General features: G+C 65.5%; 25 protein-coding genes and 2 pseudogenes. 10 read left to right on the top strand and 17 right to left on the bottom strand.

What is annotated here, in order from left to right:
• Positions 1-76 precede the first annotated feature (76 nt).
• From WMN78_RS06980 to WMN78_RS06970, 3 genes are all read right to left on the bottom strand, one after another.
• A complete protein-coding gene (locus tag WMN78_RS06980) occupies positions 77-280 on the bottom strand; it encodes a cold-shock protein (protein WP_003806113.1) in 204 nt (67 codons plus the stop codon).
• A gap of 186 nt (positions 281-466) precedes the next feature.
• Positions 467-1669, bottom strand: a complete 1203-nt coding sequence (locus tag WMN78_RS06975; protein WP_340532836.1) for an FHA domain-containing protein — start codon at positions 1667-1669, stop codon at positions 467-469.
• 226 nt (positions 1670-1895) lie between these two features.
• Positions 1896-3137: a S8 family serine peptidase gene (locus WMN78_RS06970; RefSeq protein WP_340532835.1), complete on the bottom strand. Its 1242-nt coding sequence runs from the start codon at positions 3135-3137 to the stop codon at positions 1896-1898.
• A gap of 292 nt (positions 3138-3429) precedes the next feature.
• Here WMN78_RS06970 and WMN78_RS06965 point away from each other — a divergent pair, with 292 nt between their 5' ends.
• Positions 3430-4167: a polysaccharide deacetylase family protein gene (locus WMN78_RS06965; RefSeq protein ID WP_340532834.1), complete on the top strand. Its 738-nt coding sequence runs from the start codon at positions 3430-3432 to the stop codon at positions 4165-4167.
• A 17-nt stretch (positions 4168-4184) separates the two neighbouring features.
• Here WMN78_RS06965 and WMN78_RS06960 read toward each other — a convergent pair whose 3' ends face one another.
• On the bottom strand, positions 4185-5420 hold the full coding sequence (locus tag WMN78_RS06960) for a S8 family serine peptidase (protein ID WP_425341128.1): 1236 nt from the start codon (positions 5418-5420) through the stop codon (positions 4185-4187).
• A 363-nt stretch (positions 5421-5783) separates the two neighbouring features.
• Here WMN78_RS06960 and WMN78_RS06955 point away from each other — a divergent pair, with 363 nt between their 5' ends.
• Positions 5784-6188, top strand: a complete 405-nt coding sequence (locus WMN78_RS06955; RefSeq protein WP_340532831.1) for a hypothetical protein — start codon at positions 5784-5786, stop codon at positions 6186-6188.
• Positions 6189-6256: 68 nt separating this feature from the next.
• Here WMN78_RS06955 and WMN78_RS06950 read toward each other — a convergent pair whose 3' ends face one another.
• Complete coding sequence (locus tag WMN78_RS06950) at positions 6257-7105, bottom strand: esterase/lipase family protein (protein WP_340532830.1); 849 nt, start codon at positions 7103-7105, stop codon at positions 6257-6259.
• 326 nt (positions 7106-7431) lie between these two features.
• A complete protein-coding gene (locus WMN78_RS06945) occupies positions 7432-8832 on the bottom strand; it encodes an alpha/beta fold hydrolase (protein ID WP_340532829.1) in 1401 nt (466 codons plus the stop codon).
• Positions 8833-9038: 206 nt separating this feature from the next.
• Here WMN78_RS06945 and WMN78_RS06940 point away from each other — a divergent pair, with 206 nt between their 5' ends.
• From WMN78_RS06940 to WMN78_RS06925, 4 genes and pseudogenes are all read left to right on the top strand, one after another.
• Positions 9039-9389 carry a metalloregulator ArsR/SmtB family transcription factor gene (locus WMN78_RS06940; RefSeq protein WP_340532828.1) on the top strand — a complete coding sequence of 117 codons (351 nt, stop codon included), beginning with the start codon at positions 9039-9041 and terminating at the stop codon, positions 9387-9389.
• Positions 9386-9850: pseudogene (locus WMN78_RS06935) on the top strand (SRPBCC family protein); the annotation flags it as partial. The gene WMN78_RS06940 and the pseudogene WMN78_RS06935, both read left to right, overlap by 4 nt.
• 48 nt (positions 9851-9898) lie before the next feature.
• Positions 9899-10300, top strand: a complete 402-nt coding sequence (locus tag WMN78_RS06930; RefSeq protein WP_317780791.1) for a VOC family protein — start codon at positions 9899-9901, stop codon at positions 10298-10300.
• Positions 10297-10776: a DUF664 domain-containing protein gene (locus tag WMN78_RS06925; RefSeq protein WP_340532827.1), complete on the top strand. Its 480-nt coding sequence runs from the start codon at positions 10297-10299 to the stop codon at positions 10774-10776. The genes WMN78_RS06930 and WMN78_RS06925 overlap by 4 nt, the downstream gene beginning before the upstream one ends.
• Before the next feature lie 100 nt (positions 10777-10876).
• On the opposite strand, the pseudogene WMN78_RS06920 reads toward WMN78_RS06925, so the two are convergent.
• Positions 10877-11068 (bottom strand): annotated as a pseudogene (locus WMN78_RS06920) (ATP-binding protein); the annotation flags it as partial.
• Between the two features lie 424 nt (positions 11069-11492).
• Here WMN78_RS06920 and WMN78_RS06915 point away from each other — a divergent pair.
• From WMN78_RS06915 to WMN78_RS06905, 3 genes are all read left to right on the top strand, one after another.
• Positions 11493-12056 (top strand): dihydrofolate reductase family protein, encoded by a 564-nt coding sequence (locus WMN78_RS06915; RefSeq protein ID WP_340532866.1) that lies wholly within the window; start codon positions 11493-11495, stop codon positions 12054-12056.
• A 116-nt stretch (positions 12057-12172) separates the two neighbouring features.
• Positions 12173-12532 (top strand): hypothetical protein, encoded by a 360-nt coding sequence (locus WMN78_RS06910; protein ID WP_340532826.1) that lies wholly within the window; start codon positions 12173-12175, stop codon positions 12530-12532.
• 481 nt (positions 12533-13013) lie between these two features.
• Positions 13014-13271 (top strand): hypothetical protein, encoded by a 258-nt coding sequence (locus tag WMN78_RS06905; protein ID WP_340532825.1) that lies wholly within the window; start codon positions 13014-13016, stop codon positions 13269-13271.
• Here WMN78_RS06905 and WMN78_RS06900 read toward each other — a convergent pair.
• The 10 genes from WMN78_RS06900 to WMN78_RS06855 all read right to left on the bottom strand — a co-directional run bounded on the left by WMN78_RS06900 (position 13268) and on the right by WMN78_RS06855 (position 22178).
• On the bottom strand, positions 13268-13942 hold the full coding sequence (locus WMN78_RS06900) for an SDR family oxidoreductase (RefSeq protein WP_340532824.1): 675 nt from the start codon (positions 13940-13942) through the stop codon (positions 13268-13270). The two genes, WMN78_RS06905 and WMN78_RS06900, sit on opposite strands and share 4 nt — an antisense overlap.
• A complete protein-coding gene (locus WMN78_RS06895; protein WP_340532823.1) occupies positions 13939-15183 on the bottom strand; it encodes a sialidase family protein in 1245 nt (414 codons plus the stop codon). The genes WMN78_RS06900 and WMN78_RS06895 overlap by 4 nt, the downstream gene beginning before the upstream one ends.
• 4 nt (positions 15184-15187) lie before the next feature.
• Entirely contained in the window at positions 15188-15979 is a 792-nt protein-coding gene (locus WMN78_RS06890; RefSeq protein ID WP_340532821.1) for an HpcH/HpaI aldolase family protein, read from the bottom strand.
• Between the two features lie 67 nt (positions 15980-16046).
• Positions 16047-17036, bottom strand: a complete 990-nt coding sequence (locus tag WMN78_RS06885) for an aldo/keto reductase (protein ID WP_340532820.1) — start codon at positions 17034-17036, stop codon at positions 16047-16049.
• A 56-nt stretch (positions 17037-17092) separates the two neighbouring features.
• Positions 17093-17926: an ATP-binding cassette domain-containing protein gene (locus tag WMN78_RS06880; RefSeq protein ID WP_340532819.1), complete on the bottom strand. Its 834-nt coding sequence runs from the start codon at positions 17924-17926 to the stop codon at positions 17093-17095.
• Positions 17923-18852, bottom strand: coding sequence for an ABC transporter ATP-binding protein (locus WMN78_RS06875; protein ID WP_340532817.1), 930 nt, complete (start codon positions 18850-18852; stop codon positions 17923-17925). Before WMN78_RS06875 ends, WMN78_RS06880 begins: the two co-directional genes overlap by 4 nt.
• A gap of 1 nt (position 18853) precedes the next feature.
• Positions 18854-19801, bottom strand: a complete 948-nt coding sequence (locus WMN78_RS06870; RefSeq protein WP_340532816.1) for an ABC transporter permease — start codon at positions 19799-19801, stop codon at positions 18854-18856.
• A complete protein-coding gene (locus WMN78_RS06865) occupies positions 19798-20733 on the bottom strand; it encodes an ABC transporter permease (RefSeq protein WP_340532815.1) in 936 nt (311 codons plus the stop codon). Before WMN78_RS06865 ends, WMN78_RS06870 begins: the two co-directional genes overlap by 4 nt.
• Before the next feature lie 3 nt (positions 20734-20736).
• Positions 20737-21399: an ABC transporter substrate-binding protein gene (locus WMN78_RS06860; protein ID WP_340532864.1), complete on the bottom strand. Its 663-nt coding sequence runs from the start codon at positions 21397-21399 to the stop codon at positions 20737-20739.
• Complete coding sequence (locus WMN78_RS06855) at positions 21378-22178, bottom strand: ABC transporter substrate-binding protein (protein ID WP_340532861.1); 801 nt, start codon at positions 22176-22178, stop codon at positions 21378-21380. The genes WMN78_RS06860 and WMN78_RS06855 overlap by 22 nt, the downstream gene beginning before the upstream one ends.
• Before the next feature lie 119 nt (positions 22179-22297).
• On the opposite strand from WMN78_RS06855, the gene pdxA reads away from it, so the two are divergent.
• Positions 22298-24679, top strand: coding sequence for a 4-hydroxythreonine-4-phosphate dehydrogenase PdxA (gene pdxA, locus WMN78_RS06850; RefSeq protein ID WP_340532814.1), 2382 nt, complete (start codon positions 22298-22300; stop codon positions 24677-24679).
• Positions 24680-24685: the final 6 nt, after the last annotated feature.

The following is a 24685-nucleotide window of genomic DNA, read 5'->3' as shown; positions in this document are numbered from 1 at the left end:
CGAAACAAAAAGCAGGACCTGCCAAACGGCAGGTCCTGCTTTTATGAAACCTAAACGGTCCCGGGTATCTAAGAAATTAGATAGCCTGGATGTTTACGGCCTGGGGACCCTTGGGGCCCTGCTCGGTTTCGAAGGAGACCTTCTGGTTCTCTTCGAGGGAGCGGAAACCGGAGGAGTTGATCGCAGAGTAGTGTGCGAAAACGTCCTGTGAGGAGTCATCGGGGGAAATGAAGCCGAAGCCCTTTTCAGCGTTAAACCATTTGACGGTACCAGTAGCCATTATTTATGTCCTTCGTGAAGGTGGAGGAACTGTCCCGACTTTCGGGTCCTCCGGTGTGGGGTGTTCAAAACCGCTACTTCAGAAGAACGAGGACTTTCGACCCCGCGTACTGCCTGAACTACCAAATACAAACACAACAACGGTCTCTACTGTACACGGTTTTTCAGAGCGGCTTTACCACTGGCATCAGCGGGATGTCCGGGACCGTGATGGACCGCGGTCCGTCGAACCCCTGGATGAACACCGTGACGAAGCTGAGGGACACTGTGCGCCTGCGTCAGGCAGCTGGCTTTCGAAGTTGATGGTCCCCTTGCGCTGGCCCCCGGGCGGTATTTCGGGCTGCCAGCTGCTGCGGAAGGAATCGGCGTCGAAAGTCGTGCCGTCCGGGCCGGTGAGGATGGCGTTGTGGAAGAGCGGCAGTGACATGGAATTGCTGGTCCCGTTACGCACATGGATCTCCACCCGGGTGAAATGGGCGGTGCTCTGCACGCCGAGCACGGTTACCGTGACGCCCTGCGCTTCCGTCACCACCTGTTGCGCCAGCCTTTGGGTGCCTTCTTCGTTGCCTGAGAAGTATCCGACGGCGTAACTCGCCCCGGCGGCCAGCAGCCACCCGCCACCGCCAAGCAGGAGCAGGGTCACCAGCACCGTGGCGATAACTGGACGGGAACGCGAACGCGGTGCAACCTCAGCCGGCCCGGACGGATGCGCGTTCCCAATCTCATAGGATCCCCCACGGGCATCCGGGTAGCCGGGTCTCAGCGGTCGTGCGGGCCTTGCCGGCTGCACCCGCATTGACGGCCGGTACTGCGGTTTCGCCCGCTGGGGTGGCGGCTGTGCCTTGTCTTTGAGGTAATCCAGAGCCTCACCGCCCAGTGCAACAACAAGGCCCATGGCCGGGGTGACGAACCATGTCCACGTCGGTGTCAGCTCGGTCAGGAACGAGGTCAGGCTATTGCCGATCAGTCCAACCACATTGATCGCGGCCGCGAAGAGCAGCGCCGCCCCGAGACCCTTCTTCCGGGCAGCGGCCGGGGCGGGCCGGCGGCCCTCCGGCCCGCCGGCCGCTTCGGGAGGTGAGCCGCCGCCGTCGTACGTCCCTTCAACAAATCGGAGCAGCACCTGTCCTATCTGGACCTCATCACCGTCGGCGAGCTCAGTGGGCGAGGTGATCACGTGGCCGTTGACCCAGGTGCCGTTGCGCGACTGTTGATCGGTAAGGATCGTCCGGCCGTCCAGGGAAGTCAGTTCGGCGTGACGGCGGCTGACTCCGGACACCGGCAGGCGCAGCCGTGATCCTTCCCCGCTGCCGATGGTGGTTGTGCCGTGCGGAATGCGGATCCGGCTTCCCGCCGCCTCGCCGTTGACGACCACAAACTCGTCTCGCAACCCCGATGCATCCACGACTTCCCCGACCAGCCAGGAGGGCGCCGGCCCCCGAAAGGAAAAACACCGCCGCCGGCGCTAGCGGACGGCAATACAGTAAGTCTCCTCGTGGCGGGTGGGGCTGACAAGGACGGGAACGTCGTTCACGACGGCGATTGACGACGTCGGGTGGCGGGGACCTTCGGCACTTCCCTGGCCGCGGGATCGCGTGCAGGGCGTGGGGCCCCCTCTACCTGACGGCGTTGTTTGCGTTCACGCGTCCATGCGCCCAGTTGGTGCCCGTGCCAAGGATCTTGTCGGCACTTGATTCCACCTTGGTGCGGACGGATGCGTTGGTAGAACCACTCTGCGAGCTCCAGACGAGAGCGGCAGTGGCGGCAACGATGGGTGAGGACATTGAAGTTCCGTTGCCCACGTCGTACCCGAAAGAGCGCTTGTTCTGCGTCCCGAGGACAAACGTGTGGTTCGGGAACGTCGAGTAGACATTGACTCCGGGTGCTGCGATGTCCACCCAGCTGGCTCCATAGGTTGAGAACGATGCTTTGGCGTCGGTGTTGTCGGTAGCGGCGACGGCAATGACGTTGGGGTATGCGCCCGGGTAGATTTTGGTCTGGTTACCGCCGTTGCCTGCTGCGGCGACGAGCACCACGCCCTGACTCCAGGCGTTATTGACCGCAGTTTCGAGGGTCCGCGACGCCCGCACACCGATGCTCATATTGATAACCTTCGCGCCGTTACTGACAGCCCAGTTGATACCGTTCGCGAGGCCCGAGCTGGATCCAACCCCGCTGTCGTTGAGGACCTTGCCGGCCAGGATCGTGCAACCCCGGCACACCCCGGTCACACCAATCATGTTGTCGGCGGTGGCGGCAACGATGCCCGCGACGTGGGTGCCGTGGCCGTAATTGTCTTCGTTGGTGCTCGCGCCGCTGAAGTTGGCGCGTGCAACAACCTTGGGGTTGATGTCGGGGTTGTCGCTGGCGACACCCGAGTCGAGCACAGCAACTTTGATGCCGCTACCGGTCGTGACGGTCCAGGCTTCGACGGCGTCAACATCAGCGTCTGCTGTACCCCCGGCAACAGGCAAGGTGCCGGCCGTGTTGGTGTATGACTGACCGTTGTTTTGCAGCGCGTACTGGCGGGGGAAATACTCGTCAGCCGTAGCAGCGGAAACGGGCTCGTCCGGCTCGGCGTACTCAACCGCCGGGTTCCGGCTCAAGGCTTCGGTGAGTTGAAGTTCTTTGCCGGCGGGTACCTTGATGAGTTGAGCGCCGGTGCTGCCGATACCGCGGCCCTCGCTGAGGCCATGCTGGCGTAAGACGCCAGCCGCCGCGACAGCGTCGCGGAACTTAACCATGATTTGCCCCGCGATATGTGTTGACTCCGCGGCGGCGTTGCCCGGGGCCGCTGCGGCAATGCCGCCCAGGCTCATGATTACCGCTGCCAAACCGGCTACAAGGATCTTTTTCATTCAGTTATCTTGCGGCAAAGTTCACCTGGTAGATAGTGGCTTTCGGCAATTCACACCTCAGCTGGCAGGCCGGATCGGCGGGGCCGGAAGCCATGCCAAGTGCGTGGCTACAAGCTGGTGAGTTCGTGTTTGGTCATGACTCTTGTCACTTCAGAACACTCCGTGTGCCACTCAGATCACCACGAAGCCGAGCCAAGCAAATAGCTGTTTACAGCGCCTTAGTGCAGCCGTAAGGTGCTCCCCTATGCAGGGTTGAAGACAACCTTAAAAACGGAAGAAGAGCACCATGAAAATGAGCAAGATTTCCGCAGTGGCTCTGGCCGCCGCAAGCTTGGTCGTGGGCCTGCTGGCCGGCGGCCCCACGTCGGCGGCCCAGGCCGCCGACGAGCCGCTGATCGGCCTGACGTTCGATGACGGGCCCTCGCCCCAGCGCACTGCGTTCGTCCTCGACGTCCTCAAGCAGAAGGGCGTCAAGGCGACGTTCTTCCTCCAGGGCTCCCACGCACAGCAGTACCCCGACCTCGTCCGCCGGATCAAGGCCGAGGGGCACGTGATCGGCAACCACTCGTGGAACCACGCCAACTTCCCCGACCTGAACCAGACGAGGCAGAGGCAGGAGGTTGACCGCACCAACGCCGCGATCAAGACCATCACCGGCACGGCGCCCAAGCTGATGCGCTTCCCGTTCGGCAACAGCACTTCCTATTCGCTGAACTACATCAAGTCCATCGGCATGACCGGCGGGATTCTTTGGCGCTGGCACATCGGCCAACCAGGCGACTTCGAGTGCCCAGGCGCGGCCGGCGTTCAGAAGTATGTCATGGACGAGGCAGCGCCCGGCGCGATCATCCTCCTCCACGACGGTAATGACGTACTGTCCTGTCCCGCGTCGCAGTGGAACTACCTGGCCAAAACCATCGATGCACTGCGGGCCAAGGGCTACGAGTTCGGCGTAGTCGCCCCCGCGGCCAACCCCGACCCGCTCAACGAGGGCTCGCCAGCCGTCGTGGTCCCGCCCGCCGGGGGCTAGCCGCCAGCAGCGAAGAACTAAGGGAGGCAATCTACCGCGGCGCAGGCGTTCACGCGGCCGTGGGCCCAGTTGGTGCCCGTGCCAAGGATCGGGTCGGCGGTTGATTCGACCTTTGCCCGGACGGTTGCGTTAGTAGGGGAAGTCTGCGAGCTCCAGACAAGAGCGGCAGTGGCAGCAACGATTGGTGAAGCCATTGAGGTGCCGCTGGCAACGTCATAGCCCGTGGACCGGCCGTTCTGCGTACCGAGTACGAAGGGGTGGATCGGGAAGGTGGAATAGACATTGACACCCGGCGCCGCGACATCCACCCACTTGCCATAGGTTGAGAAAGATGCTTTGGCGTCGGTGTTGTCTGTCGCAGCCACGGAGATAACGTTGGGATAGGCGCCCGGGTAGATCTTGGCCTGGGTACCGGTATTGCCAGCTGCGGCAACTATCACTACACCTTGATTCCATGCGTTATTCACGGCGGTCTCCAGGGTCCGTGATGAAACGCGCAGTCCCAGGCTCATGTTGATCACCTTGGCACCGTTGGTCACCGCCCAGTCGATGCCTTTGGCAATGGCCGAGCTGGAACCGGACCCGTTGTCGTTGAGCACTTTGGCATCCAGGATGGTGCAGTCCGGGCACACACCGGCGACACCGGTGGTGTTGTGGACGGCGGCAACGATGCCGGCGACGTGGGTGCCGTGGCCGTATTTGTCGTAGTCCTCAGGGTTGACGATTTTCGTGTCACTGAAGTTGGTCCGTGCAACGACCCTCAGCGAGATGTCCTCGTGGTCGATTGCCACACCTGAATCGATGATGGCAACCCTGGTGCCGCCTCCTTTGGTGGCGGTCCATGCTTCGACGGCGTCCACATCAGCGTCCGCTTCGCCCTTGGCCACAGACAGCGTGTTGAGCGTGTTGGTGAATGGTTGACCCTCATTTTGTAGGGCGTACTGGCGGCCGAAGTAAGGGTCATCCGTAGTTGCGGTAACGACCTCGTCTGGCTCTGCGTACTCAACTGCCGGGTTCCGGCTCAACGCTTCGATGAGGTTCAGTTCTTTGCCAGCCGGCACTTTGATGAGTTGAGCGCCGGTGCTGCCGATTCCGGCGCCCTCCTTGAGCCCATGCTGGCGAAGCACACCGGCTGCCGCGCCATTGTCGCGGAATTTAACCATGATTTGTCCCGCGATATGTGATGACTCTGAGGCCGCGGCACTCGGGACCGCATTGCTTGGGACCGCTGCGGCAATTCCACTGAGGCCCATGACTACTGCTGCGAAACTGGCTGCCAGGATCTTTTTCATTCAGTTATCTTGCGGCAGAATTCACCCGCTGAATAGTGCCTTTTGGCAATTCGCAATCCCCGGTTTCCGGCCGTCGATGTGCATAGGCGAGGACCCTGGCCGGCAGCTCCAAATGCGAGCCGGCACGACTCTGATCTGTTGCGCGTCATGAACTGTCAGACCCCCTGCATAGGGTGAGCTACACAACGGCATCCGCCGGAGCACCGTTCGCATTCATGACGAATGCTTGCAGCAAATGGGGCAATCACGATGGCATTGAAAGTCAATCCGCCGCCGAGCTGGCGGGCCGCAAGCAAGTTACACAACGCCGCACTCTAAAAGACGATGATTTTCCTCATCCCTTTAGCGGGGATCCTGCTGTGGATCGCATTATTTGTCGTGGCCTTGCTCCTGCTCGGCATTATCTGGAGCGTGCTCGGTCTCCTAGTCGGCCTTGAGAAAGTTTGGCACTGGCTCGTCAGTCTGAAAAAGGCTGCCAGTTCCAAGCGCAAAGCGCCCCGCGGGGCCTCCAGGCGGAACGCGGCCCGCGGGCCCTCCGGGCCGAAGCCGCCGCTGAAACCCGCCGGCAGCTCCAAGCGCAGCAATCCCCCCGGTCCCGAGCAGGCCGCGGCCGAGACCCGCGTAGCATCTGACATCTGGCCCAGGTGGACTCCGTCGCGCAGGCGGGACGTGGACCAGGAGCTGGCCCTCTGGCAGGAGCAGTTCGACGCCCTGATCTCCCCCAAGTAGTCACTAACGACGGCGGGCGGCCGGCTTTGCTGCCGGCCGCCGTCGTGAGTCAGTGGTTCAGCCGACTGCTAGACGCAGGCGGGTTGATATGCCGGGTCTGCGGGCCCCGAAGGATTGCCCAGTGCATGGGCCACGATCTGGTGCACCACCGGGTCGTTCGGCGTCTGGTCGTGTTCGAAGGGATCAGCCGGGCACTTGTCCTGGATGGTGATGTTCGTGACCTGCCGGGCCGGGCCGTTAAGGAACTGGCTGTTGTAAGGAATGACCACTTCGTCGTAGACCGTCGAGATGACGGTGTAGGACGGCCCCGCAACGGTGTCGCCGATGGAGTTGAGCTTCTGCATGAATGCCGAGCCCGCCTGCTGGTCGGCGCAGGCTGCACAGCCCAGGCCGGTGTAGTCCGGATCCGCGACAAAGCCCGGCGGCGGGACGATGACGCCTTCGGTGCCGTGGTTGGAGGGTGCGATGCCAATGAGCTTGTTGACATTCTTGGCACCGCCGAGGAAGCCCATGTAGTAGCGGGGCATCATTCCGCCCTGGCTGTGGCCCACAAGATCCACCTTCTTGGCACCGGTGGCAGCACGTACCGCATCAACGAAGGGGGCGAGTTCCTGCGCGGAGTCGGCGACCGGGGCGGTGGCATAGACGCCGTTCGTCTCGCCGTAGTTGAGGGCGAAGACGCAGTATCCGGCGCTCTTGAGGTACGGCGACAGGGTGGACCAGTTCTTCGCCATGCTCTCGAACGTTCCAGGCACCAGGATGACTGGATACGGATGCTCGGCGGTTGGTTTGCAGGACCAGTCGTTGGCTCCCGGCGGGGACACCTCGATCACGCCGGCCTGGGCCGGTGCCGTGCTGAGGGACAAGGCCAGGGCGGCGGCCGCGGTGATGGACATGGCTCGGGTGAGCAGCGACATAAAAACCTCTTTGTTCGTGTGTCAGCGGCCGGTCGGCTGTGACGGGCGTCGCAACTTCCCCCATGCCCGGCCAGGCTTCCCATGCTAGGCAGCCCGGCCGCCGCTGCGGATCCGTTCTGCACAAACGTGCGCGCGCAAAGCCGTCCCCGCGGACGTGCCGCTTCCCGGTGTTGCCGCCGCCCCCCCGCACCGTTGTTACTGGTCAGTACGCTTCAGCGTTCATGACGGGGCTGCCCGACGGCGTGCACGGACTGCCGGCCGCGGGTGCACAAACGTGCAAATGGGGTTTACTCCCCGGTGCGGCAGAACCCGGAGCACGGGATCCGCTAGGCGAAGAACCGCAAGGCTTTCTGGGCGATCAGACCGGGCACGTGGTCCACGAGGAAGTGCCCCTCGCCGGGGAGGATCTCGGTGGTGATATTGCCGCCGCGGCCCGGGTAGTGCCCCATGCCCTGCAGCGTCCCGGACGGTTCGGCTGCCCCCACGATGACGAGGGTGCGCACCGGCAGGTCGCGTTTGGCGTAGGCGCCGGCGATGATGGCCATGAACGCCGGAACGAGCATGGTCCGGTAGAGCGCAGAGCCCGCCGCCGCCCTCCTGGGCTGGGCCATTGCCGCGCGGTACAGCTGGATATCCGCCTCGCTGACCCCGCCCTCAGGATCGAACGCCGTGAAGAGGTGCCGCATCAGTTTCCGGTTGCCGGCGAGGCGCGGGCCGATTCCCGGAGCCGCGATGGCAAAGACATGCCACAGTTTGGGGAAGACGCGCAGCAGCCCGGCGTTCGGTTTGATGTGGACGTCGGGCGCACCCGTGACCACCAGCGCCTCCACGAGCTCGGGCCGGTCCATGGCGAGGAGCTGGGCCACCACGGCGCCCCAGTCGTGCGTGAGGAACCGCGCCCGCCGGATGTTCAATTCACCCATGAGCCCCGCGATGTCCTGCACCAGGGTCCGGGCGTTATAACCGTCACCGGGCGCGTCCGTCCAGCCGAAGCCGCGCTGGTCCACGGCGATCACCCGGTAGTGCCTGGCCAGGCGCGGGATGGCGCCGTGCCACTCCCACCAGTGCTGCGGGAACCCATGGAGTAGGATGAGCGGCTCCCCGCTGCCGGCCTCGGCGATGTGCATCCGCAGCCCGCGCACATCGATCCACCGGTGGGACACACCGGGCAGTTCCGGCATGGGCAATCCGGCGGCAGGGCCGGCCGTCCCCGCGGCGGGTTCAAAACCGTCCGCGGCGGTGGCAGTCTCCACATACTCTTTGATGTCTTCCATCGTCTTCCGCCTTGCGGGCCCGAGCACCATCTTGGCCAGCGGCTCGAAGATCCGCTGGCCGCCGGTGAGCTGCACTTCCAGCCGGAACCTCAGCAGCGTCTCCCCGGCACCGGCGGGCGCCACCGAAAGCCGGAACACCACGTGCGTGCCCGGACTGTCGTTGTGCATCACCACCAGCCGGTCCTGATCGAAAACAACACACCGGTAGTCGGTCTCGTGGCGCCAGACGCCCAGGTCCAGGCGCTCCATAACGGCCTTGCTGCCCACACCCATTGGACCACCCGTCACGGGACGGATGGCAACTATCCCGTCCTCCCACTGGGGCTGCGTTTCGAAGAGGTGCGTTCCCACCACGTCGAACACCACGGACGGCGGTCGGCCGATGATAATGGATCCGTCGAAAATGGCCATGACCAGCACTCCTCCCTCAAAGCCGCGCCCGGGCAGCTTCACTTGCCATCATCTTGCGCCCGCACACCGCCGGATGGATAGGTTCGTCAGGAGTTTTGAGTAGGTCCAAGGGGGCATCGAGGACCATCAGTTGTTGCCTTGTTTGCCGCTCATCCTCATCCCCATCCATGCGGCGATGAGAATATTGACAGCATCAGCGACCTCCCGGTCTTGTATTTACGTTGATGCGTAATTAGGCTGGGGCGCAAATGGATGAACTGAGTAGGATTTTTCTTGCGCTGGCGGATCCCACCCGCCGTGCTCTGCTGGCGCAACTGCAGCGGGGTGAGGCAACGGTGACAGAACTAGCCGCTCCGCACTCGATTAGCGTTCCCTCGGTATCGCGCCACCTGAAAGTGCTCGAGCAGGCCGGGCTGATCACTAAGTCCAAATCGGCCCAGTGGAGGAACTGCCGGCTTCAACCTGCGCCGCTACAAAAGGTTGAGGAATGGATGCGCCCGTACCGCGATTTCCTGAGCACGCGGCTGGATCGCCTTGACGCACAGCTCGCCATAAACCCCGACCGCCCCGATGCTTTCACTGAACTGGAGGATAGATGATGACCGACTTGCCGACACAAGATCGAAGCTTCACCCTTACCCGAACTTTGGCTGCATCGCGGCATGCCGTGTTCACAGCTTGGACTGACCCTGAGCATTTGGCTTGGTTCTATAACCCCGACATGCCCACACCCACCACACCCATCGAGGTCGACCTCCGGGTTGGGGGAACGTGGAAACAGCAGATGATCGTCGACGAGAACCTTAGCTATCCCACCGGTGGGATCTACCTGGAGATTGTTCCCGACGAACGACTCGTCTTCCGCTGGGGAGCGGTTGGAGGCTGGCCCGAACTCGACGGCGAGAGCGAACTGACTGCCCCTGTTGTCACGGTGCAGCTGACCGACCTGGGCACGGTAACGGAGCTCGTCCTCACAGTTCAGTTTTCTGAGCATCTGGACATCGAAGAGGTGCAAAAGCTCATTCTGGGAGGTGCCCGGGAGGGCTGGGGTGCCACCATCGACCGGGTCAAGGACAGCACCGCCCTGACGCCCAAGACTAATGGGCGCATGGCGGGGCCCCAGATCTATGTCTTCTTCCCGGGAACGGCGCGGGAAGCCTTGAACTTTTACGCGGATGTTTTCGGCGGTGAACTGTCCCTGCACACGTACGAGGACTTCGGCAGGAGCGACGGCCCACCAGAAGCCGTAGCTCATGGAGTGCTCAACGGCGTCGTTGCTCTGGCAGGTTCGGACGCAGCCGAAGGCCAAACAACGGTCCGGCTCGAAGGCATCATGCTCTCGCTGCTGGGAACCGCCGAACCGACGGTCCTCCACGAGTGGTTCGACAAACTCTCCGTTGACGGGTCAGTGCTTGATCCACTCTCGCCAAAGCCGTGGGGCGCCTCTGATGGCCAGGTCATTGATCGTCATGGACTTCACTGGCTTGTCGGATATGAGCCCGCAACTTGAGCGACGCCCAATTGCTTGCTCAGCTGGCGAGTGAGAGAAGACATGTTCTTCGAACAGTCGACGGCCTCGAGAACGATCAGATGCGTCGAACCTTGGACCCTTCGGGCTGGACAATGACGCAGCTGCTCAACCACCTGGCCTTCGACGACGAGATGTTCTGGATATCGGCTGTCCTCGGTGGTGATGACAGGGCAATTACCGAACTTCACAACGGTTGGACGTCCGAACCCATGACCGGAGCCGCGGCCATCAACATCTACAAGCGTGAAATCACTCGAAGTGATGAGGTCCTTGCGAAGATCGATTTGGATGCCCCTCCCCGCTGGTGGCCTCCAACCAGCGTGTTCGACGCACAACCGATGTCCAATGGGCGTGAGGTCCTGTTTCGCGTGCTCACCGAGACTTCCGTCCACGCGGGCCACCTCGACATCGTCCGAGAGCTAATCGATGGGCATCAGAATCTCGTAGTGGAATAGTCCCGACCTCTGGACGCTTCAGACCGCAGCCCATTTGAAGAACTCCGACGTGTCGTCGCGTTCTTGACGACTTAGCTAGCCGCGGGCTGGGCCACCGTGTGGCAAGCCGGTAGGAGTCGGTGCCGGTTTCGATGATGGTTCCTTGGAAGGTCAGCCGGTCCACAATCGCAGCGCACAAACGTGGGTCGGTAAATGTTTTGGTCCAGCCGGAGAAGGATTCGTTGGTGGCGATGGCCTCGGATGCCTTTTCTTCACGTTCGGTGAGCACCTGGAAGAGAAGTTCGGCGCCGCGCGGGCGGGCATCCGGCGCGGTGGCGGTTCCGCGGACGCCAACGCCTGTCTGACCGTTCTGCGCGAGACGCGGTGCTCCTGGCAAGAGACCGGATCGATAAACCCCTGATCCTGGCATCCCCGGCGTATCCTCGCGAAAAGCTCCACTCTCGATTCCATCACTGCCTTCCACCGTTGGAAAAACATCCTGATGGAATCAACCGTGGAGTGGGCTCAACTGAAACTGCGATTCATCAACCGGCGAGCCGCGAAGTGGGCCCAAACCAAACTGCAAACCCGGTCCCCACTCAAACTGCCATAATCACGGCGACTCTTGCACGACGGAAGTCATTGGGGCAGGATGCTGCTGATCATGTGCGGACGACAGAGGTTCCCGCGCCGTGCTGGTCTATGAGCTGGAGACCGACGGACGGAAGGCTGGCGCCATGCGGAAGCTGATCTACGGCATGAACCTGACCCTGGACGGCTACATCGCCGCGGCCGGCGATGACATCGGCTGGAGCGGGCCGAGCGACGAACTCTTCCAGTGGTGGCTCGACCAGGAGCGGGCAAGCAGCCTGTCGCTGTACGGGCGCAAGCTGTGGGAGACAATGAGCTCCTACTGGCCGACCGGCGACCAGCAGCCCAACGCCACCCAGGCGGAGATCGAATTCGCGCGGAACTGGCGGGACACACCGAAGGTGGTGTTCTCCTCGACGATCGACAAGGTCGACTGGAACACCCGCCTGGTCACCGGCGACACGATCGCCGAGATCACCCGGCTCAAGGCCGAGGACGGCGGCCCGATGAGCGTCGGTGGCGCAACGCTCGCCGGGGCGGCCATGCGGGCCGGACTAATCGACGAGTACGCACTGGCCACCCATCCGGTCCTGGTGGGCGGCGGCACGCCGTTCTTCACTGCGCTGGACGGTTGGGTGAACCTGAAGCTGGTGGAGACGCGGACGTTTCCCGGCGGCGTGGTCCTGACCAGGTACGAGACGAGGCGCTAAGCGCGATTCCTCTGCGCACCCTGCCCCATTTGAGCGTGCCGAAGCTAAAATTGACCATGTTGCTCCTTATCGCCCTAGCCTTCGGTTTAGCACTGTGGGTCGCCTTCCTTTTGGCTATGTTGGTTCTGTCCGGCATTGTCTGGGCCGTGTGCAACCTGTGCCTGGGGATTGCGTACCTCGTCGAGCTGCCCGGCCGGAAGAAGAGGAAGGCCGCCGGCACCACGGGCGCCCCAGCCAAGGTCCAGCGCCGGGCCCCTGCCCTTGCTCCGGCCCGGGCAGCACAACCGGCGCGAGAGCGTCCGCAGCCCCCGTCCCAGAACCGGGGGCAGCGCCCGGCACAGGCCCTGGCCGCATCGGAGATCTGGCCAAAATGGACGCCAGCCCGCCGGCGATCCGTGGACGAGGAGCTGGCCCTCTGGCAGGAGCAGTTCGACGCCCTGAGATCCCATAGGCAGGCGCCGCTGCGAATCGACTGACTTTGTCACGGGCGCAAGGATTCCTCCACCAGGCCGACAGGAACGGATAGAACGACGACGGCGGGACTACGTTATGCCCGATTCTTCCGTCAGCGTCAACGAAAGGCAGCCGCTACATGTAGCGCACGCACTTGTAAGCGGCACGTTGCGGACGTGAACAACGAGCGGACACGAGTGCGAGAGCGTCAGGGGAAAAGGCCCCGGATGTGAGAGAGGGTCCGGGGAAAAGCCCTCTACGTCAGGCTGGTTGTGAGTCAGTCAGTGATTGAAGGGAGCAGGAGCAGCCATGACTGTTGGTCCGCGAGGTATTAGCCGTGATGAGATCCGGGAACTGGTGCATCAGTATTACGTGCAGCCGTAAGGGACGAGGAAGGAATGGCTTGCCTCCCAACCAGTGACTGAATGGACGTTCCGGCGGTGGCGGAAGATGATTCAGGAGGGTGACCTCGACCGGAATCTCATTCCACGAGAGCATGGGAATATGGCCCGCACAAATGGCGAGTGGTCCGCGTTTGAGAAAGCGCGCGCCAAGGAGATCGCCCAACATGAGTCCGAAGTCGAACAGCTCAAGGGCCGGATCCGTGAACTTGAAGGCACGAACACCGCTCTGGGAAAAGCTATCGGGCTCTTGCACGAGTTGAACGTGCCAGAGCCCGATACGGACCAGACGAACGATCCGAAAGGTTCATCGAAGCCGAAAACCGGCAAGGGGCAGGAAGTGAGAGAGCGTCGGGGTTAGAGCGAGGCTCCTCCGCAGATGACGTAGTTCTGGCCGGTGATCGACTTCCCGTGCGGCCCCAGCAGGAAGGCAGCCAGCGCGGCCACATCCTCCGGGTCCACCAGGGCGCCCAGGGCCGGCATGCGCACCGGGGTGGCTGCCCGGCCGGGGTCGTTCAGCATTGGGGTGTCGGTCGGGCCCGGGGAGAGGACGTTGACGGTGATCCCCCGCGGCGCGAGTTCCTGCGCCCACGTCCGGCCCAGCCCCATCAACGCAGCTTTGGTGGCGGCATACTGGCTCTTGCCCGGCGACCCCGTGGAGGTGCGGCTGCCCAGCAGCAGCACCCTCCCGCCGTCGGGCATGGACGGCACCAGGGTGTTGGCCAGCACACTGGCCGCCGCCACGTGGACCGTAAACATCCCCGCCAAAGCCGAAGGGTCCAGCTCCCCCAAGGGAGCGGTCCGCTGGAATCCGGCGGCGTGGACCAGGGCGTCGGCCGGCCCCACGGCCTCGACCACGCTTCCCAACGATTCCGGCTCAGAGAGGTCAGCCCGCAGCCATTGAAACCCCTCCCCCAAAGAAGACTCGCTGCGGCTCAGGCCGGTCACCCGCCACCCCTCGGCGAGCAGGCGCTCGGCTATCGCCTTGCCGATTCCCGAGCTCGAGCCGGTGACAACTGCGTGCTTCGTCATTCGTCCCCGCCAGGAGTGGTGGTTCCTTCGTACGCCCACTGCGGGTCAACGCGGACAAACTTGATGGCCTGCCGGAAGTACGTGTACGCGATGTTCAGGGAACCGTCCGGGCCCTGGTGGATGGACGGGTAGGAGTATTCGCGGTTGAGCCCGTCGCGGGAGTTGTTGGAGAGGCAGTACCCGTCCCCCACGTCCAGGTTGCGCCGGATCGGCCACGAGCGCCCGGAATCCTCGGAGATCGCCAGCGTCATGGGGGACCGCGGCGTTCCCCAGAAGGCGCGCCGCTCATCCCCGCCCAACGAAGCAGCGCCGGGAACCGGCTCAGCCAGCTGTCCCTGTTCCTCGGCCAGGCCGTCGTCGTCGATTTCGTCGTAGAGGGACAGCCGGCGCTCGGTGTTCTCCTCCGCCCGGCTGTGGTTGTACAACAGGGCCAGGCGGCCGTCCGCGAGCGCGGTGAACTGGATGGAGGAGTTGTTGTTGGGCAGCTCGGTGGGGACCGGCGCGCTCCAGGTGGAGCCGTCGTCGGTGGAGCGGGATTCGTAGATCGAGTCCGCCCAGCGGCTCCGGAACAGGGCCAGCAGGGTTCCGTCGGCCACCGGCTGGATGTTCATGTGGACGCAGCCCAGGCTGCCCGGCAGCACGTGCTCGGTCCAGGTGGCGCCGGCGTCGTCGGAGATCATCACGGCGCTGTCGTCGCTGTTGCCCACCCACTTCTCCCCCGGCGTGGTGATGCACCGGAAGATCGGCACGATCAGGCGGCCGGACGGCAGCACCACCGGGAGCTGGCGGACGAACACGCCGCCGGTTTCGTTCGCGGGGAACAGCGTTTCCACCTCGCCCCAGGTGCGGCCGCCGTCCGTTGACGTACGACGGCGGACCTCGGCGGTGTCCTGGTTGCCCGCCTTCTGCGCGGTGTACAGCAGCCACAGGGCCCCATTAGGCGCGGTGAAAAGGATGGGGTTCTGCTCGGAGCGGGTGGAATCGTCGGAGAGCTGTGCCGGTTCGGACCACTGGCTGCTGCCGGGCTCCAGGGTGGAGAACCAGATGGAGATGTCCGGCACGCCTTCCTGGGTGCCGCCGAACCAGACGCAGCCCAGCCGGCCGTCGGGCAGGGTGAGGAGGTTGGCGGCGTGGCTCTGCACAGTGGGCGCCGGGAGGTAGGCGAAGTCCGCGCCGTCCGCCCGCTTCACGGTCCCGTCCGGAGTGATGGTGCTGTACGCGTCGGTGGTGGTGTTCTGCATGGGGTCAGCTCTCCTTGGTGCCGGCAGCGGAGCGGGCGGCGTCGAGGTGGGACTTGGCGATCTGTTCCAGGTGCGTCAGGTCCGAGGCGATGGTGGTGAAGGTGTAGCCCTGGCTCAGCCGCTGGGCGGCCACCTCCCCCGCCGGGGTGTGGATGCCGGCGGCGATGCCCGCGGAGGCGGCGGCCTCGGCGATGGTCTCCAGCGCGGCGTTGAATTCGGTGTCGACGGCCGGATCGCCCGGGAAGGCCCCGCCCACGGCGATGGCCAGGTCCGACGGGCCCACGTAGATGCCGTCCAGGCCCGGGGTGGCGCAGATTTCCTTCACGTTGGCCAGGCCGTCCGGCGTCTCGATCATGGCGAACACCAGGGTGGCCGCGTTGGCGTCGGCAGGCTTCGGGCCAATCCGCAGGGCGGAGCGCATGGGCCCGTACGAGCGGCCGCCCATCGGCGGGTACTTGGCGGCGGCCACCGCGGCGGCGGCGTCCTCTGCCGTGTTCACCAGCGGAACGATGACGCCCACGGCGCCGGCGTCCAGCGCCTTGCCGATGGCGGTCAGGTTGTTGTCTTCCACCCGGACCATGCCGACGGCGGTGTGCCCGGCGTCGATGGCCATCAGCCCGTTCAGGACGCCCGAGTAGCCGAGCAGTCCGTGCTGGGCGTCCAGGGCCACATAGTCATAGCCCAGCCGGCCGATGCGTTCGGTGGCCACGGGCGCGTCCAGCACGGCCCAGTAGCCCACGGCCTGTTCCCGGGCGCGGATCTTGCGGGCGAATTCGAGGGCCAGTTCGGATGTCATGGGGATCTTCTACCTTCAGGTCGGGGGTTCGTAGGTGCGGCCGGGGCCGGGTGTTTCGAGGAGTGAGTCAGCGGTTGTAGGCGGGCATCGGGCCCCGCAGCGAGGTTCCCACGGCGTCGCAGGCTTCCACGACGTCGGCCGGCAGCGGCCCGTTGGCGACGGCGGCAATGTTGGACTGCAGCTGTTCCACCTTGGAACCGCCCAGCAGCATGGAACCCACGCCGTCCCGGTAGGCCAGCCACCGCAGCGAGAGCTCGGCCAAGGTAATGCCGGCACCGTTGGCGATGCCGGAGAGTTCCTCGATGGCGACGAACAGCTGCCGGTCCCAGTAGCGCTGGGTGTACATGGCGGCCAGCTTGGAGTCGCCGTAGCGGCCCTCGGTGGGCTTGGCGTCGAAGCTGTGCTTGCCGGTGAGCAGGCCGCCGCCAAGCGGGTTGTAGACCATGGTGTGGACGTTGTGCGTGGCGGCGAATTCGAGGTATTCCTCCTCCACCCGGCGCGCCACCAGGTTGTAGAGCTGCTGCGCGACGACGAGCCGCGGCGCCCCGACTTCACGCGCCGTGTGGATGACGTCGGCAATCTGCCAGGCGGCGAAGTTGGAAACGCCCAGGGCGCCGATCTTGCCCTCGGCAAACAGCTCGGCCACGGCGGCGAGGGTCTCGCGCAGGGGCGTGGCGCGGTCCGGCTGGTGCAGGTAGAACAGGTCGATGCTGTCCACGCCGAGCCGGCGAAGGCTCCCCTCAACACTGGCACGAAGACCCGCCGGCGACAGGGGCGAATTGGAGCCGTGGTCCGCGTGCGGCATGCCCGCCTTGGAGGCAAGGATGACCTCGTCCCGGCGCCCCTTCAAAAGACGCGCAAGCATCTCCTCGGTAACACCCCCCACATAGGCGTTGGCGGTATCGATAGTGGTGATGCCGGCGTCGAGCGCTTCCTCCACCATCCGCCCCGCGGTGGCCTCATCGACAGTGTCGCCGAACGTCATGGTTCCCAGGACCAGCCGGGAGATGGGAAGTTTCAGGCCGTCCACCTGGGCGCCTTCGGGCTGCTTGCTCATGCGTTGATTCCTCGTGGTTGCGTTGGTCAGAAAGTTCAGAAGGCTCAGGCCTGGGCTCAGTTCGATTGCCCGGCGAGCGCCAGGGAGCGGACCAGGTGCCGCGGCTTCAGGCCCGTCATGGTGGAGGGGTCCAGCGCGGCGCGGCGGAGTTTGCGGGTGTAGTCCTCCTTGGGGGCGGTCAGGACGGACGCGGTGGAGCCGTGTTCCACCAGCTTGCCGCGCTGCATCACCATGACGCTATCGCTGATCTCCTGCACTACGCCAAGGTTGTGCGAGATGAACACGTAGGTGATGCCGGTTTCGTCCTGGATGGACTTCAGCAGCCGCAGCACCTGTGCCTGCACGGACACGTCCAGCGCGCTGGTGGCTTCGTCGCAGACCAGCAGTTCGGGCTTGGACGCGAGCGCCCTGGCGATGCCGATCCGCTGGCGCTGGCCGCCGGAAAACTCGGACGGGTGCTTGTCCAGGGACGCGACGGGCAGGCCCACCTGGTCGATCAGCTTGGCGGCTGCCTTGTGCCGCTCTGCCTTGGACCTAACACCCTGCAGCTTCAGCGGCTCGGCCACGATCTCCTGCGCCGTCATGTGCGGGTCCAACGAACCGTACGGGTCCTGGAACACCATCTGGAACTTGGACCGCATGGGCCGCAGCTTGGCTTCGCTCATGGAAGCGATGTCCGTGCCGTCCAGCTCGATCCGTCCGCTGGTGGGGGTGACCAGCCGCATCAGCGCCTTGGCGATGGTGGATTTTCCGCAGCCGGATTCACCCACGACGGCGATCGTCTTGCCTTTGTCCACGGAGAAGGACACGTCGTCAACGGCCCGGAAGGTGCCGCCGGGTACGTGGTAGTCCACCACGAGGTTTTCGACGGCGAGGAACGGCTTGGTCATGGCTTTGCTCCAGTTGTGGTCAGGGGTGTGGCGGCGGGGGTTTCGTCCCACGGGCCCAGGACGGGCACGGCGGCCAGCAGGGCCCGGGTGTACTCGGTGGCGGGCTGATCCACGATCTGCTGGACGTCGCCGGACTCCACGAACCGGCCGTCCTTCATCACGTGGATGCGGTCCGAGATCAGCCGGGCCACGCCGAGGTCGTGCGTGATCATCAGGATGCCGATGCCGCGCTGCTCCTGCAGTTCCAGGAGCAGGTCCAGGATGCCTCCCTGCACGGTGACGTCCAGGGCCGACGTCGGCTCGTCCGCCACCAGCAGCTGCGGCTCGCTGGCGAGCGCAATGGCGATGAGAACGCGCTGCAGCATGCCGCCGGAGAGCTGGTGCGGGTACTTCTTCAGCTGCTTCTCCGGGGTAGGGATGTGCACCTGTTCCAGCAGGCGGACGGCCCGGGCCTGCAGGGCACCCTTGTCCTTGGCGGAGGCGGCTCCGGCGATCCGGATGGCCTCGAAGAGCTGGCTGCCGATCGAGTGCACCGGGCTGAGCGCCGTCATGGGGTCCTGCGGGATCAGCGCCAGGGTCTTGCCGCGCACCTTGTCGATCGCCCTGGGATCGGCGGTGACATCGACGCCGTCGATCAGCACGGTGCCGGACAGCACCGCCAGGTCCTCGGGCAGCAGGCGGAGGATGCCCATCGCCGTCGTCGATTTACCGGAACCGGACTCACCGATGATGGTGACCGTCTCGCCCCGGTGGATGCTGAAGCTGACGGAGTCCACGGCGCGGATGATGCCGGCGTCGGTGATCAGTTCCACCTGGAAGTCGCGGACCTCCAGGAGCGGCTGCTCCTGGAAGGCGGGCTGCCCGGCGGGCTTGGGCTGCGCCCGGTGGCCGGAATCGGGAGCCGTAGCGGGAGTTTGTGCAGTCATGTCAGGCACCCTTCTTCTTGCGGCGGGGACGGTCGCGGAGGCCGTCGCCCAGCAGGTTGACGCCCACCACCATGAGCACTATCACCAGGCCGGGCAGGGTGACCATCCACCAGGAGGTGGTGATGTAGTCCTGGCCGTCGGAGATGATGCGGCCCCAGGTGGCGAAGGGGCGCTGCGGGCCGGCACCCAGGAAGCTGAGCGCGGACTCGAGCAGCACGGCCTGGGCCAGCAGGAGCAGCACCACCAGGGTGGCCTGCTTGATCACGTTGGGGATGATGTGCTGGATCAGGATCTGAATCCGGTGCAGGCCCAGGATCCGGGCGGCGGAGACGTAGGGCTTTTCGCGTTCCACCAGCACCATGGAGCGGGTGAGGCGGGCAACTTCGGGCCACTGGGCGATGGCGATCACGAAGGTGATCACCGGGATGGAGGGGCCGAACAGGGCCACCACTAGCAGCAGCATCATGAGCAGCGGCAGGGACATCTGCGCTTCGAGGAGGCGGGAGACGATGGTGTCCACCCAGCCGCCGAAGTAGCCGGCGGCCGCGCCGAGGATGATGCCGATGGCGCCGGAGACCAGCACGGCCAGCAGGCCGATGGTCAGCGAGACCTGGCCGCCGTGCAGCACGCGGGAGAGGAGGTCGCGGCCCAGCTGGTCGGTGCCGAACAGGTGCCCGTCCGTGAACGGCGGCAGGCGCCGGGCGGAGAGGTCCTGGAAGTTGGCGTCCGGCAGCGGGAGCACCTGGGCCAGGATGATCGGGATGATCACCAGCAGGGTGCAGACCGTGCCCACGATGAGCTTCCACTTCGCGGCATTACGACGGCGGGTGGCGCCGGCGGCGGCGATGTCCGCCTTGGTGACGGCGCTGGGGCTCGGCTGCCGTGACGGCTGCGCTGCGTTTCCGGCGCCGCCGGAGGAACCAGCGGGGGTTGCGGTGTCGAGGCTCATGCTGTTGCCGCCTTTCCAAGACGAACGCGGGGATCAAGGAGCGGGTAGGCGAGGTCGATCAGCAGCTGGACGCCCACGGCCAGCAGTGCGGTGAGCAGGACCGTTGCCTGGATGAGGGGGTAGTCGCGGGTTTCGAGGGCACGGACAATCAGGGAGCCGACGCCGGGCCAGGCGAACACCACTTCCACCACCACCACGCCGTTGAGCATGGCGGCGAACCGGGTGCCGAGTGCGGTGAACACGGGGATGGCCGAGTTGCCCATGGCGTAGCGCCAGGTCAGCACCGAGCTGCGGACGCCGCGGGAGCGGGCCACGGTGAGGTACGGGGCGGCGAAGTTGGCGGTCATTTCGCGCCGGACCATCCGCGAGATCAGCGCGATCTGCAGGATGGCGATGGTGACGGTGGGCAGCACCAGCCCGCCCCAGGTGGCGAAGCCGGAGGCCGGAAAGATCGGGATCAGGACGGCGAAGCCGGTGAGGAGCATGATGCCGGTCCAGAAGTCGGGCATGGACTGCCCGGCGATGGTCAGCACGTTGACGCCGAGTTCCTTGCCGGTGTCCGGGCGGCGGGACATCCACACACCCAGCGGGATGGCCACGACGGCGGTGAGCAGGATGGCCGCGGTGGCCAGGGTCAGCGTGTAGGGCATCCGCTCCGCCACCACCTGCATGGCGGGGGCCTGGAAGGAGTAGGACTGGCCCAGGTTGCCGGTGAACAGCTGCTGCAGGAAGATCCAGTACTGCTCCAGCACCGGCTTGTTGAGGCCGAACTGTTCCCGGACGGCGTCGAGCTGTTCGGTGGTGGCCAGCGGTCCGGCGTAGGAGACGGCGGGATCGCCGGGGGCCATGCGGATGAGGACAAAGACGGTGGAGACCGTGAGGAACACGGTCAGCAGGCCCTGTCCCAGGCGCTTCAGGATGTAGTTCGTCATGGCTTAGGCCTCCAGCCGTGCATCAACGAGCGGGTAGGAGTTGGTGGGTGCCAGGTTGATCCCGGACACCCGCTCGCGGTGGGCGAGGACGGATTTGGGTACGAACGCCCAGGCGCAGGGCCAGGTGTCCCAGATGGCCTGCTGGGCCACGGCCAGGAGTTCCTGTCGGCGGGCCGGGTCCACCTCGGAGGAGGCGGCCTGGATCTTGGCCTGCACGTCCGGGATGACGTAGCCCTGGTAGGTGTCACGGGTCTTTTCCTTTTCCGGGGTGCCGGCGTACATGCCCTGCATCATGGTGATGGCCAGGCCGGTGGGGCTGCTGAAGCCGTTGCCCAGCAGGTCCCAGTCGCCCTGCTTGCCCTGGCGCCAGGCCAGGATGTTGCCGCCGGGTTCGAACTGCTGCAGCTCGGTCTTTACGCCGATGGCGCCGAACATCTCCACCAGGGCCTCCATCACGGAGGTGTCGGACGCGAATTCGCCGGTTTCCCAGATGATCTTCAGCGTGAGGTCCTTGACGCCGAGTTCCGCGAGCCGGGCCTTGGCCTTCGCCGGATCGTAGGTGTAGGTGCCGGTCTTGTGGTAGCCGGTGAGGCTGGACGGCGTGACGCCTTCGGCCGCGCTGACGGAGTCCACCAGCACGTCCTTCACCAGCGCCTCGCCGTCGATCGCCCAGCTGAGGGCTTCGCGGACGCGGACGTCGGCCAGCGGGCCTGCGGTGCGGGGCCCCAGTAGTTCGGGTTGCGCTGCAGGCTATAGGTGCCGGCGCCGCGGTTGAACTTGGTGACCACGTACGGGCCGGTGCCCAGGCCCTCCTGCAGTTCCTCCGGCTTGTTCTGCGCGGCGGGGGTGATCAGGATCATGCTCATCAGCGAGTCCAGGATGGGGACGGGCTTCTTGGACACCATCTTGAAGGTGCGGTCATCCACCGGCACCACCGCGGGGAACTCGGGGAAGAAGCCGGCCACGAACGAGCCCTGCACCTGCTGGTACATCTTCAGCGCACTGGCCACGTCCTCGATCTTCACGGGGCTGCCGTCCGAGTAGCGGATGCCGTCGCGGAGCCGGACGGTCCACTCGGTGGGGCCGGTCATCTCGAAGCGGTCCGCGAGGACCAGGACGGGCTTGGTTTCGGGGCCGATGGCGGTGAGGCCCTGGCGGACGGAGCGCTGCACGGTGACGGCGGCGTCGAACTGGTTGAGCTTGTTGTCCAGGCTGACCAAGGACCGGTTGAGGGCCAGGGTCAGGGTGCTGGGGCCCGGCAGTCCGGTGGGGCCGGCGCAGCCGGCGAGGCTTCCTGTGCCCAGCAGAAACCCGGCCGCGGCGCCGAACTGCAGCAGCCTGCGGCGGGAAATCTCACTTCCTTGAGGAAGAACGGTCATCGTTGACCTCTCGGTTTGTACGGGGACGGCGGCCTGCCGGTTGGCTGCGCCGAATGTTGTCTCCATCACTTTGCCACTCCTGCGCAATTTGCGCAACCCTGCTAGCGCGATTCGCGCAACCGTGTCAGAATGAATGCATCCCGCACCTGGCGGGACCCAATCATTAGTGCGTGGAGAGGAGCAATGTGGCTTCCGTATTTGTGCAGGCCGACGATTTCTCCGGCGCCGCCGAGGTTGGCTACTGCTTTGTGCAGCACGGGCTGTCCGCGCAGGTCCTGCTCGGAACGGGCACTGCTGAGGGAACGCACGACGGCGGCGCCTCCTCGCCGGGGCACGTCACCGACGTGGTGGTCACCGATACGCACTCGCGCGGACTTGCTGAGGCTGCTGCCGGAGCGCTGGTGGCTGCGGCTTTCTCCGGTCCTGTAGCTGCCGGCGCGCAGGTGGCCTTCAAGAAGATCGACTCGCTGTGGCGCGGCAACGTGCGTGCCGAAATTGCCGCGCTGACCGGCCTGGGCTACCACGCCGTGGTGGCCGGGGCACTCCCCCAGCTACAGCGCTCCGTCCTCGACGGCAAGCCGCTGGTGGCCGGTACTCCCCTGGCGGAGACGGAGCTGTGGCAGGCCGAACTGTCCTCTCCGCCGGCCAACATTCCGTCGCTCCTCCGTCCGGAGGATCCGGCCTCGGTGCAGACCCTGGACCTGGCCGATGTGCGGTCCGGCTCGCTTCGCGCGACGCTGGCCGGGCTGCTGGATTCCGCACAGCCGGCGCTGGTGGTGGCTGACGGCGAGACCGTGCAGGACCTGGAGCACGTGGTGGACGCCCTGCTGGAGATCGGCTTCAACGCGGGCGGCCGGCAGGTGGTCCTCGTGGGTACGGGCGGAACCGCGGACGCTCTCGCGCAGCGCCTGGCCGCGAAACTTGCGCGGAATGCGCAAAGCGGAGCGCAGGCTGACGCAGCCGCCGCGGAACCGCAGCGAGGCACCAGGCCGGTGCTCGCCGTCGTCGGCTCCGCCTCCGGAACTGCGCAGGCGCAGCTGGCGCAGCTGGAAGCGCACGGCTTCACCGTGATCCGGCTGCACCCGCTGTACGCGGGCGCCACCGGTGCGTACCAACCTCAGCTCGAGGAAGCCCGGCAGCTACTCAGGGTCGGCAGCAACGTGGCCGTCACCCTGGCCGCCGGCACAGTGAACCCGGCGAAAGCCGCCGGCATCGTTCAGGCGCTATCCGCCTTCGCCGCCGAGGCAGCAAAGGGATCGAAAGCAGACCTGATCCTCACCGGCGGCGAGACGGCCCGGGAAGTCCTGGACGCCGTCGGCCTCCACCGGTTGGTGCCGCTTGCGGCCGCGCAGCACGGGGCGGTGCTCAGCAGCGCCGAGGACGGAACGCTGGTGGGCACCAAGCCCGGCAGCTTCGGCGATGACCTGGCCCTCCTACAGCTTTACGACGAAATCCAGGAGCGCCGCGGCACGTCCGCGCCGGCTCCCGCCACCACCCTTCCCAGCACGACTTCCGATAGATCTGGAGCAGACATGACAACCGCAACGAGCAAGACAGAGCAGAACGCCCTCCCCTACGTGGCCGTCACCATGGGCGATGGCGCCGGGGTGGGGCCGGAGGTGGTGGTGGCTGCCGTGCTGGATCCGCAGAGCAACGCCGAGTGCCGGCCCGTGGTGATCGGCGACGCGCTGCGCCTGCGCCAGGCCGCGGAGGTCCTGGGCATCGAGGCGGACATCGTGACGATCGAGAACGTGGAGGACGCGGTGTTCACGCCGGGCCGGGTGAACGTGATCGACCTGGCGCTGCTGCCGGAGGACCTGCCGTGGGGGAAGCTCTCCCCCGTGGCCGGCCATGCCGCGTACGAATACATCCGGGTGGCAAGCGAGCTGGCGATGGCCGGGCGGGTGCAGGCCATCTGCACGGCGCCGCTGAACAAGGAGGCGCTGCACGCTGCCGGGCACATCTTCCCCGGGCACACCGAGCTGCTGGCGCAGCTGACGGGCACGGAGGAAGTGTCCATGATGCTGTCCACGCCCAAGATCCGGGTGATCCACGTGACCACGCACATCGGGCTGATGGACGCCATCCGCAAGATCAACCCGGACCTGGTGGAGCGCACCATCCGCCGCGGGCACGAGGCGCTGGTCCGGGCGGGCATCCCGAACCCGAAGATCGGCGTGTGCGCCATCAACCCGCACGCGGGCGAGAACGGGCTGTTCGGCCAGGGCGAGGAAGCGGAGAAGATCGAGCCTGGGGTGAAGGCCGCGCAGGCTGCCGGGATCGATGTGACGGGCCCGCTGCCGGCGGACACGCTGTTCTTCCTGGCCGGCCGGGGCGATTACGACCTGGTGGTGGCGATGTATCACGACCAGGGGCATGGGCCCGTGAAGGTGCTGGGCATCGAGGCCGGCGTGAACATCACGGTGGGCCTGCCGGTGATCCGGACGTCCGTGGACCATGGGACCGCCTTTGACATTGCGGGCAAGGCGATCGCGGATCCGCGCAGCATGGTGGAGGCGCTGCACCAGGCGGCGGAGATGGCCACCCGGCCCAGCGTGGCCGTGTAGCAGCAC

The organism is Arthrobacter oryzae (assembly GCF_037911235.1).
In the GTDB taxonomy this organism is placed as follows: domain Bacteria; phylum Actinomycetota; class Actinomycetes; order Actinomycetales; family Micrococcaceae; genus Arthrobacter; species Arthrobacter oryzae_E.
Note: the sequence above shows the minus strand (reverse complement) of the source record. Positions and strands in the feature narration are given on the sequence as shown.

Bases quoted from the DNA above. Each gene is read 5' to 3' on its own strand.
- WMN78_RS06980 (WP_003806113.1), bottom strand. From the start codon at position 280: ATGGCTACTGGTACCGTCAAATGGTTTAACGCTGAAAAGGGCTTCGGC.
- WMN78_RS06970 (WP_340532835.1), bottom strand. From the start codon at position 3,137: ATGAAAAAGATCCTTGTAGCCGGTTTGGCAGCGGTAATCATGAGCCTG.
- WMN78_RS06965 (WP_340532834.1), top strand. From the start codon at position 3,430: ATGAGCAAGATTTCCGCAGTGGCTCTGGCCGCCGCAAGCTTGGTCGTG.
- WMN78_RS06960 (WP_425341128.1), bottom strand. From the start codon at position 5,420: ATGGGCCTCAGTGGAATTGCCGCAGCGGTCCCAAGCAATGCGGTCCCG.
- WMN78_RS06955 (WP_340532831.1), top strand. From the start codon at position 5,784: ATGATTTTCCTCATCCCTTTAGCGGGGATCCTGCTGTGGATCGCATTA.
- WMN78_RS06950 (WP_340532830.1), bottom strand. From the start codon at position 7,105: ATGTCGCTGCTCACCCGAGCCATGTCCATCACCGCGGCCGCCGCCCTG.
- WMN78_RS06940 (WP_340532828.1), top strand. From the start codon at position 9,039: ATGGATGAACTGAGTAGGATTTTTCTTGCGCTGGCGGATCCCACCCGC.
- WMN78_RS06930 (WP_317780791.1), top strand. From the start codon at position 9,899: ATGGCGGGGCCCCAGATCTATGTCTTCTTCCCGGGAACGGCGCGGGAA.
- WMN78_RS06915 (WP_340532866.1), top strand. From the start codon at position 11,493: ATGCGGAAGCTGATCTACGGCATGAACCTGACCCTGGACGGCTACATC.
- WMN78_RS06910 (WP_340532826.1), top strand. From the start codon at position 12,173: ATGTTGGTTCTGTCCGGCATTGTCTGGGCCGTGTGCAACCTGTGCCTG.
- WMN78_RS06905 (WP_340532825.1), top strand. From the start codon at position 13,014: ATGGCCCGCACAAATGGCGAGTGGTCCGCGTTTGAGAAAGCGCGCGCC.
- WMN78_RS06900 (WP_340532824.1), bottom strand. From the start codon at position 13,942: ATGACGAAGCACGCAGTTGTCACCGGCTCGAGCTCGGGAATCGGCAAG.
- WMN78_RS06895 (WP_340532823.1), bottom strand. From the start codon at position 15,183: ATGCAGAACACCACCACCGACGCGTACAGCACCATCACTCCGGACGGG.
- WMN78_RS06890 (WP_340532821.1), bottom strand. From the start codon at position 15,979: ATGACATCCGAACTGGCCCTCGAATTCGCCCGCAAGATCCGCGCCCGG.
- WMN78_RS06885 (WP_340532820.1), bottom strand. From the start codon at position 17,036: ATGAGCAAGCAGCCCGAAGGCGCCCAGGTGGACGGCCTGAAACTTCCC.
- WMN78_RS06880 (WP_340532819.1), bottom strand. From the start codon at position 17,926: ATGACCAAGCCGTTCCTCGCCGTCGAAAACCTCGTGGTGGACTACCAC.
- WMN78_RS06875 (WP_340532817.1), bottom strand. From the start codon at position 18,852: ATGACTGCACAAACTCCCGCTACGGCTCCCGATTCCGGCCACCGGGCG.
- WMN78_RS06870 (WP_340532816.1), bottom strand. From the start codon at position 19,801: ATGAGCCTCGACACCGCAACCCCCGCTGGTTCCTCCGGCGGCGCCGGA.
- WMN78_RS06865 (WP_340532815.1), bottom strand. From the start codon at position 20,733: ATGACGAACTACATCCTGAAGCGCCTGGGACAGGGCCTGCTGACCGTG.
- WMN78_RS06855 (WP_340532861.1), bottom strand. From the start codon at position 22,178: ATGGAGACAACATTCGGCGCAGCCAACCGGCAGGCCGCCGTCCCCGTA.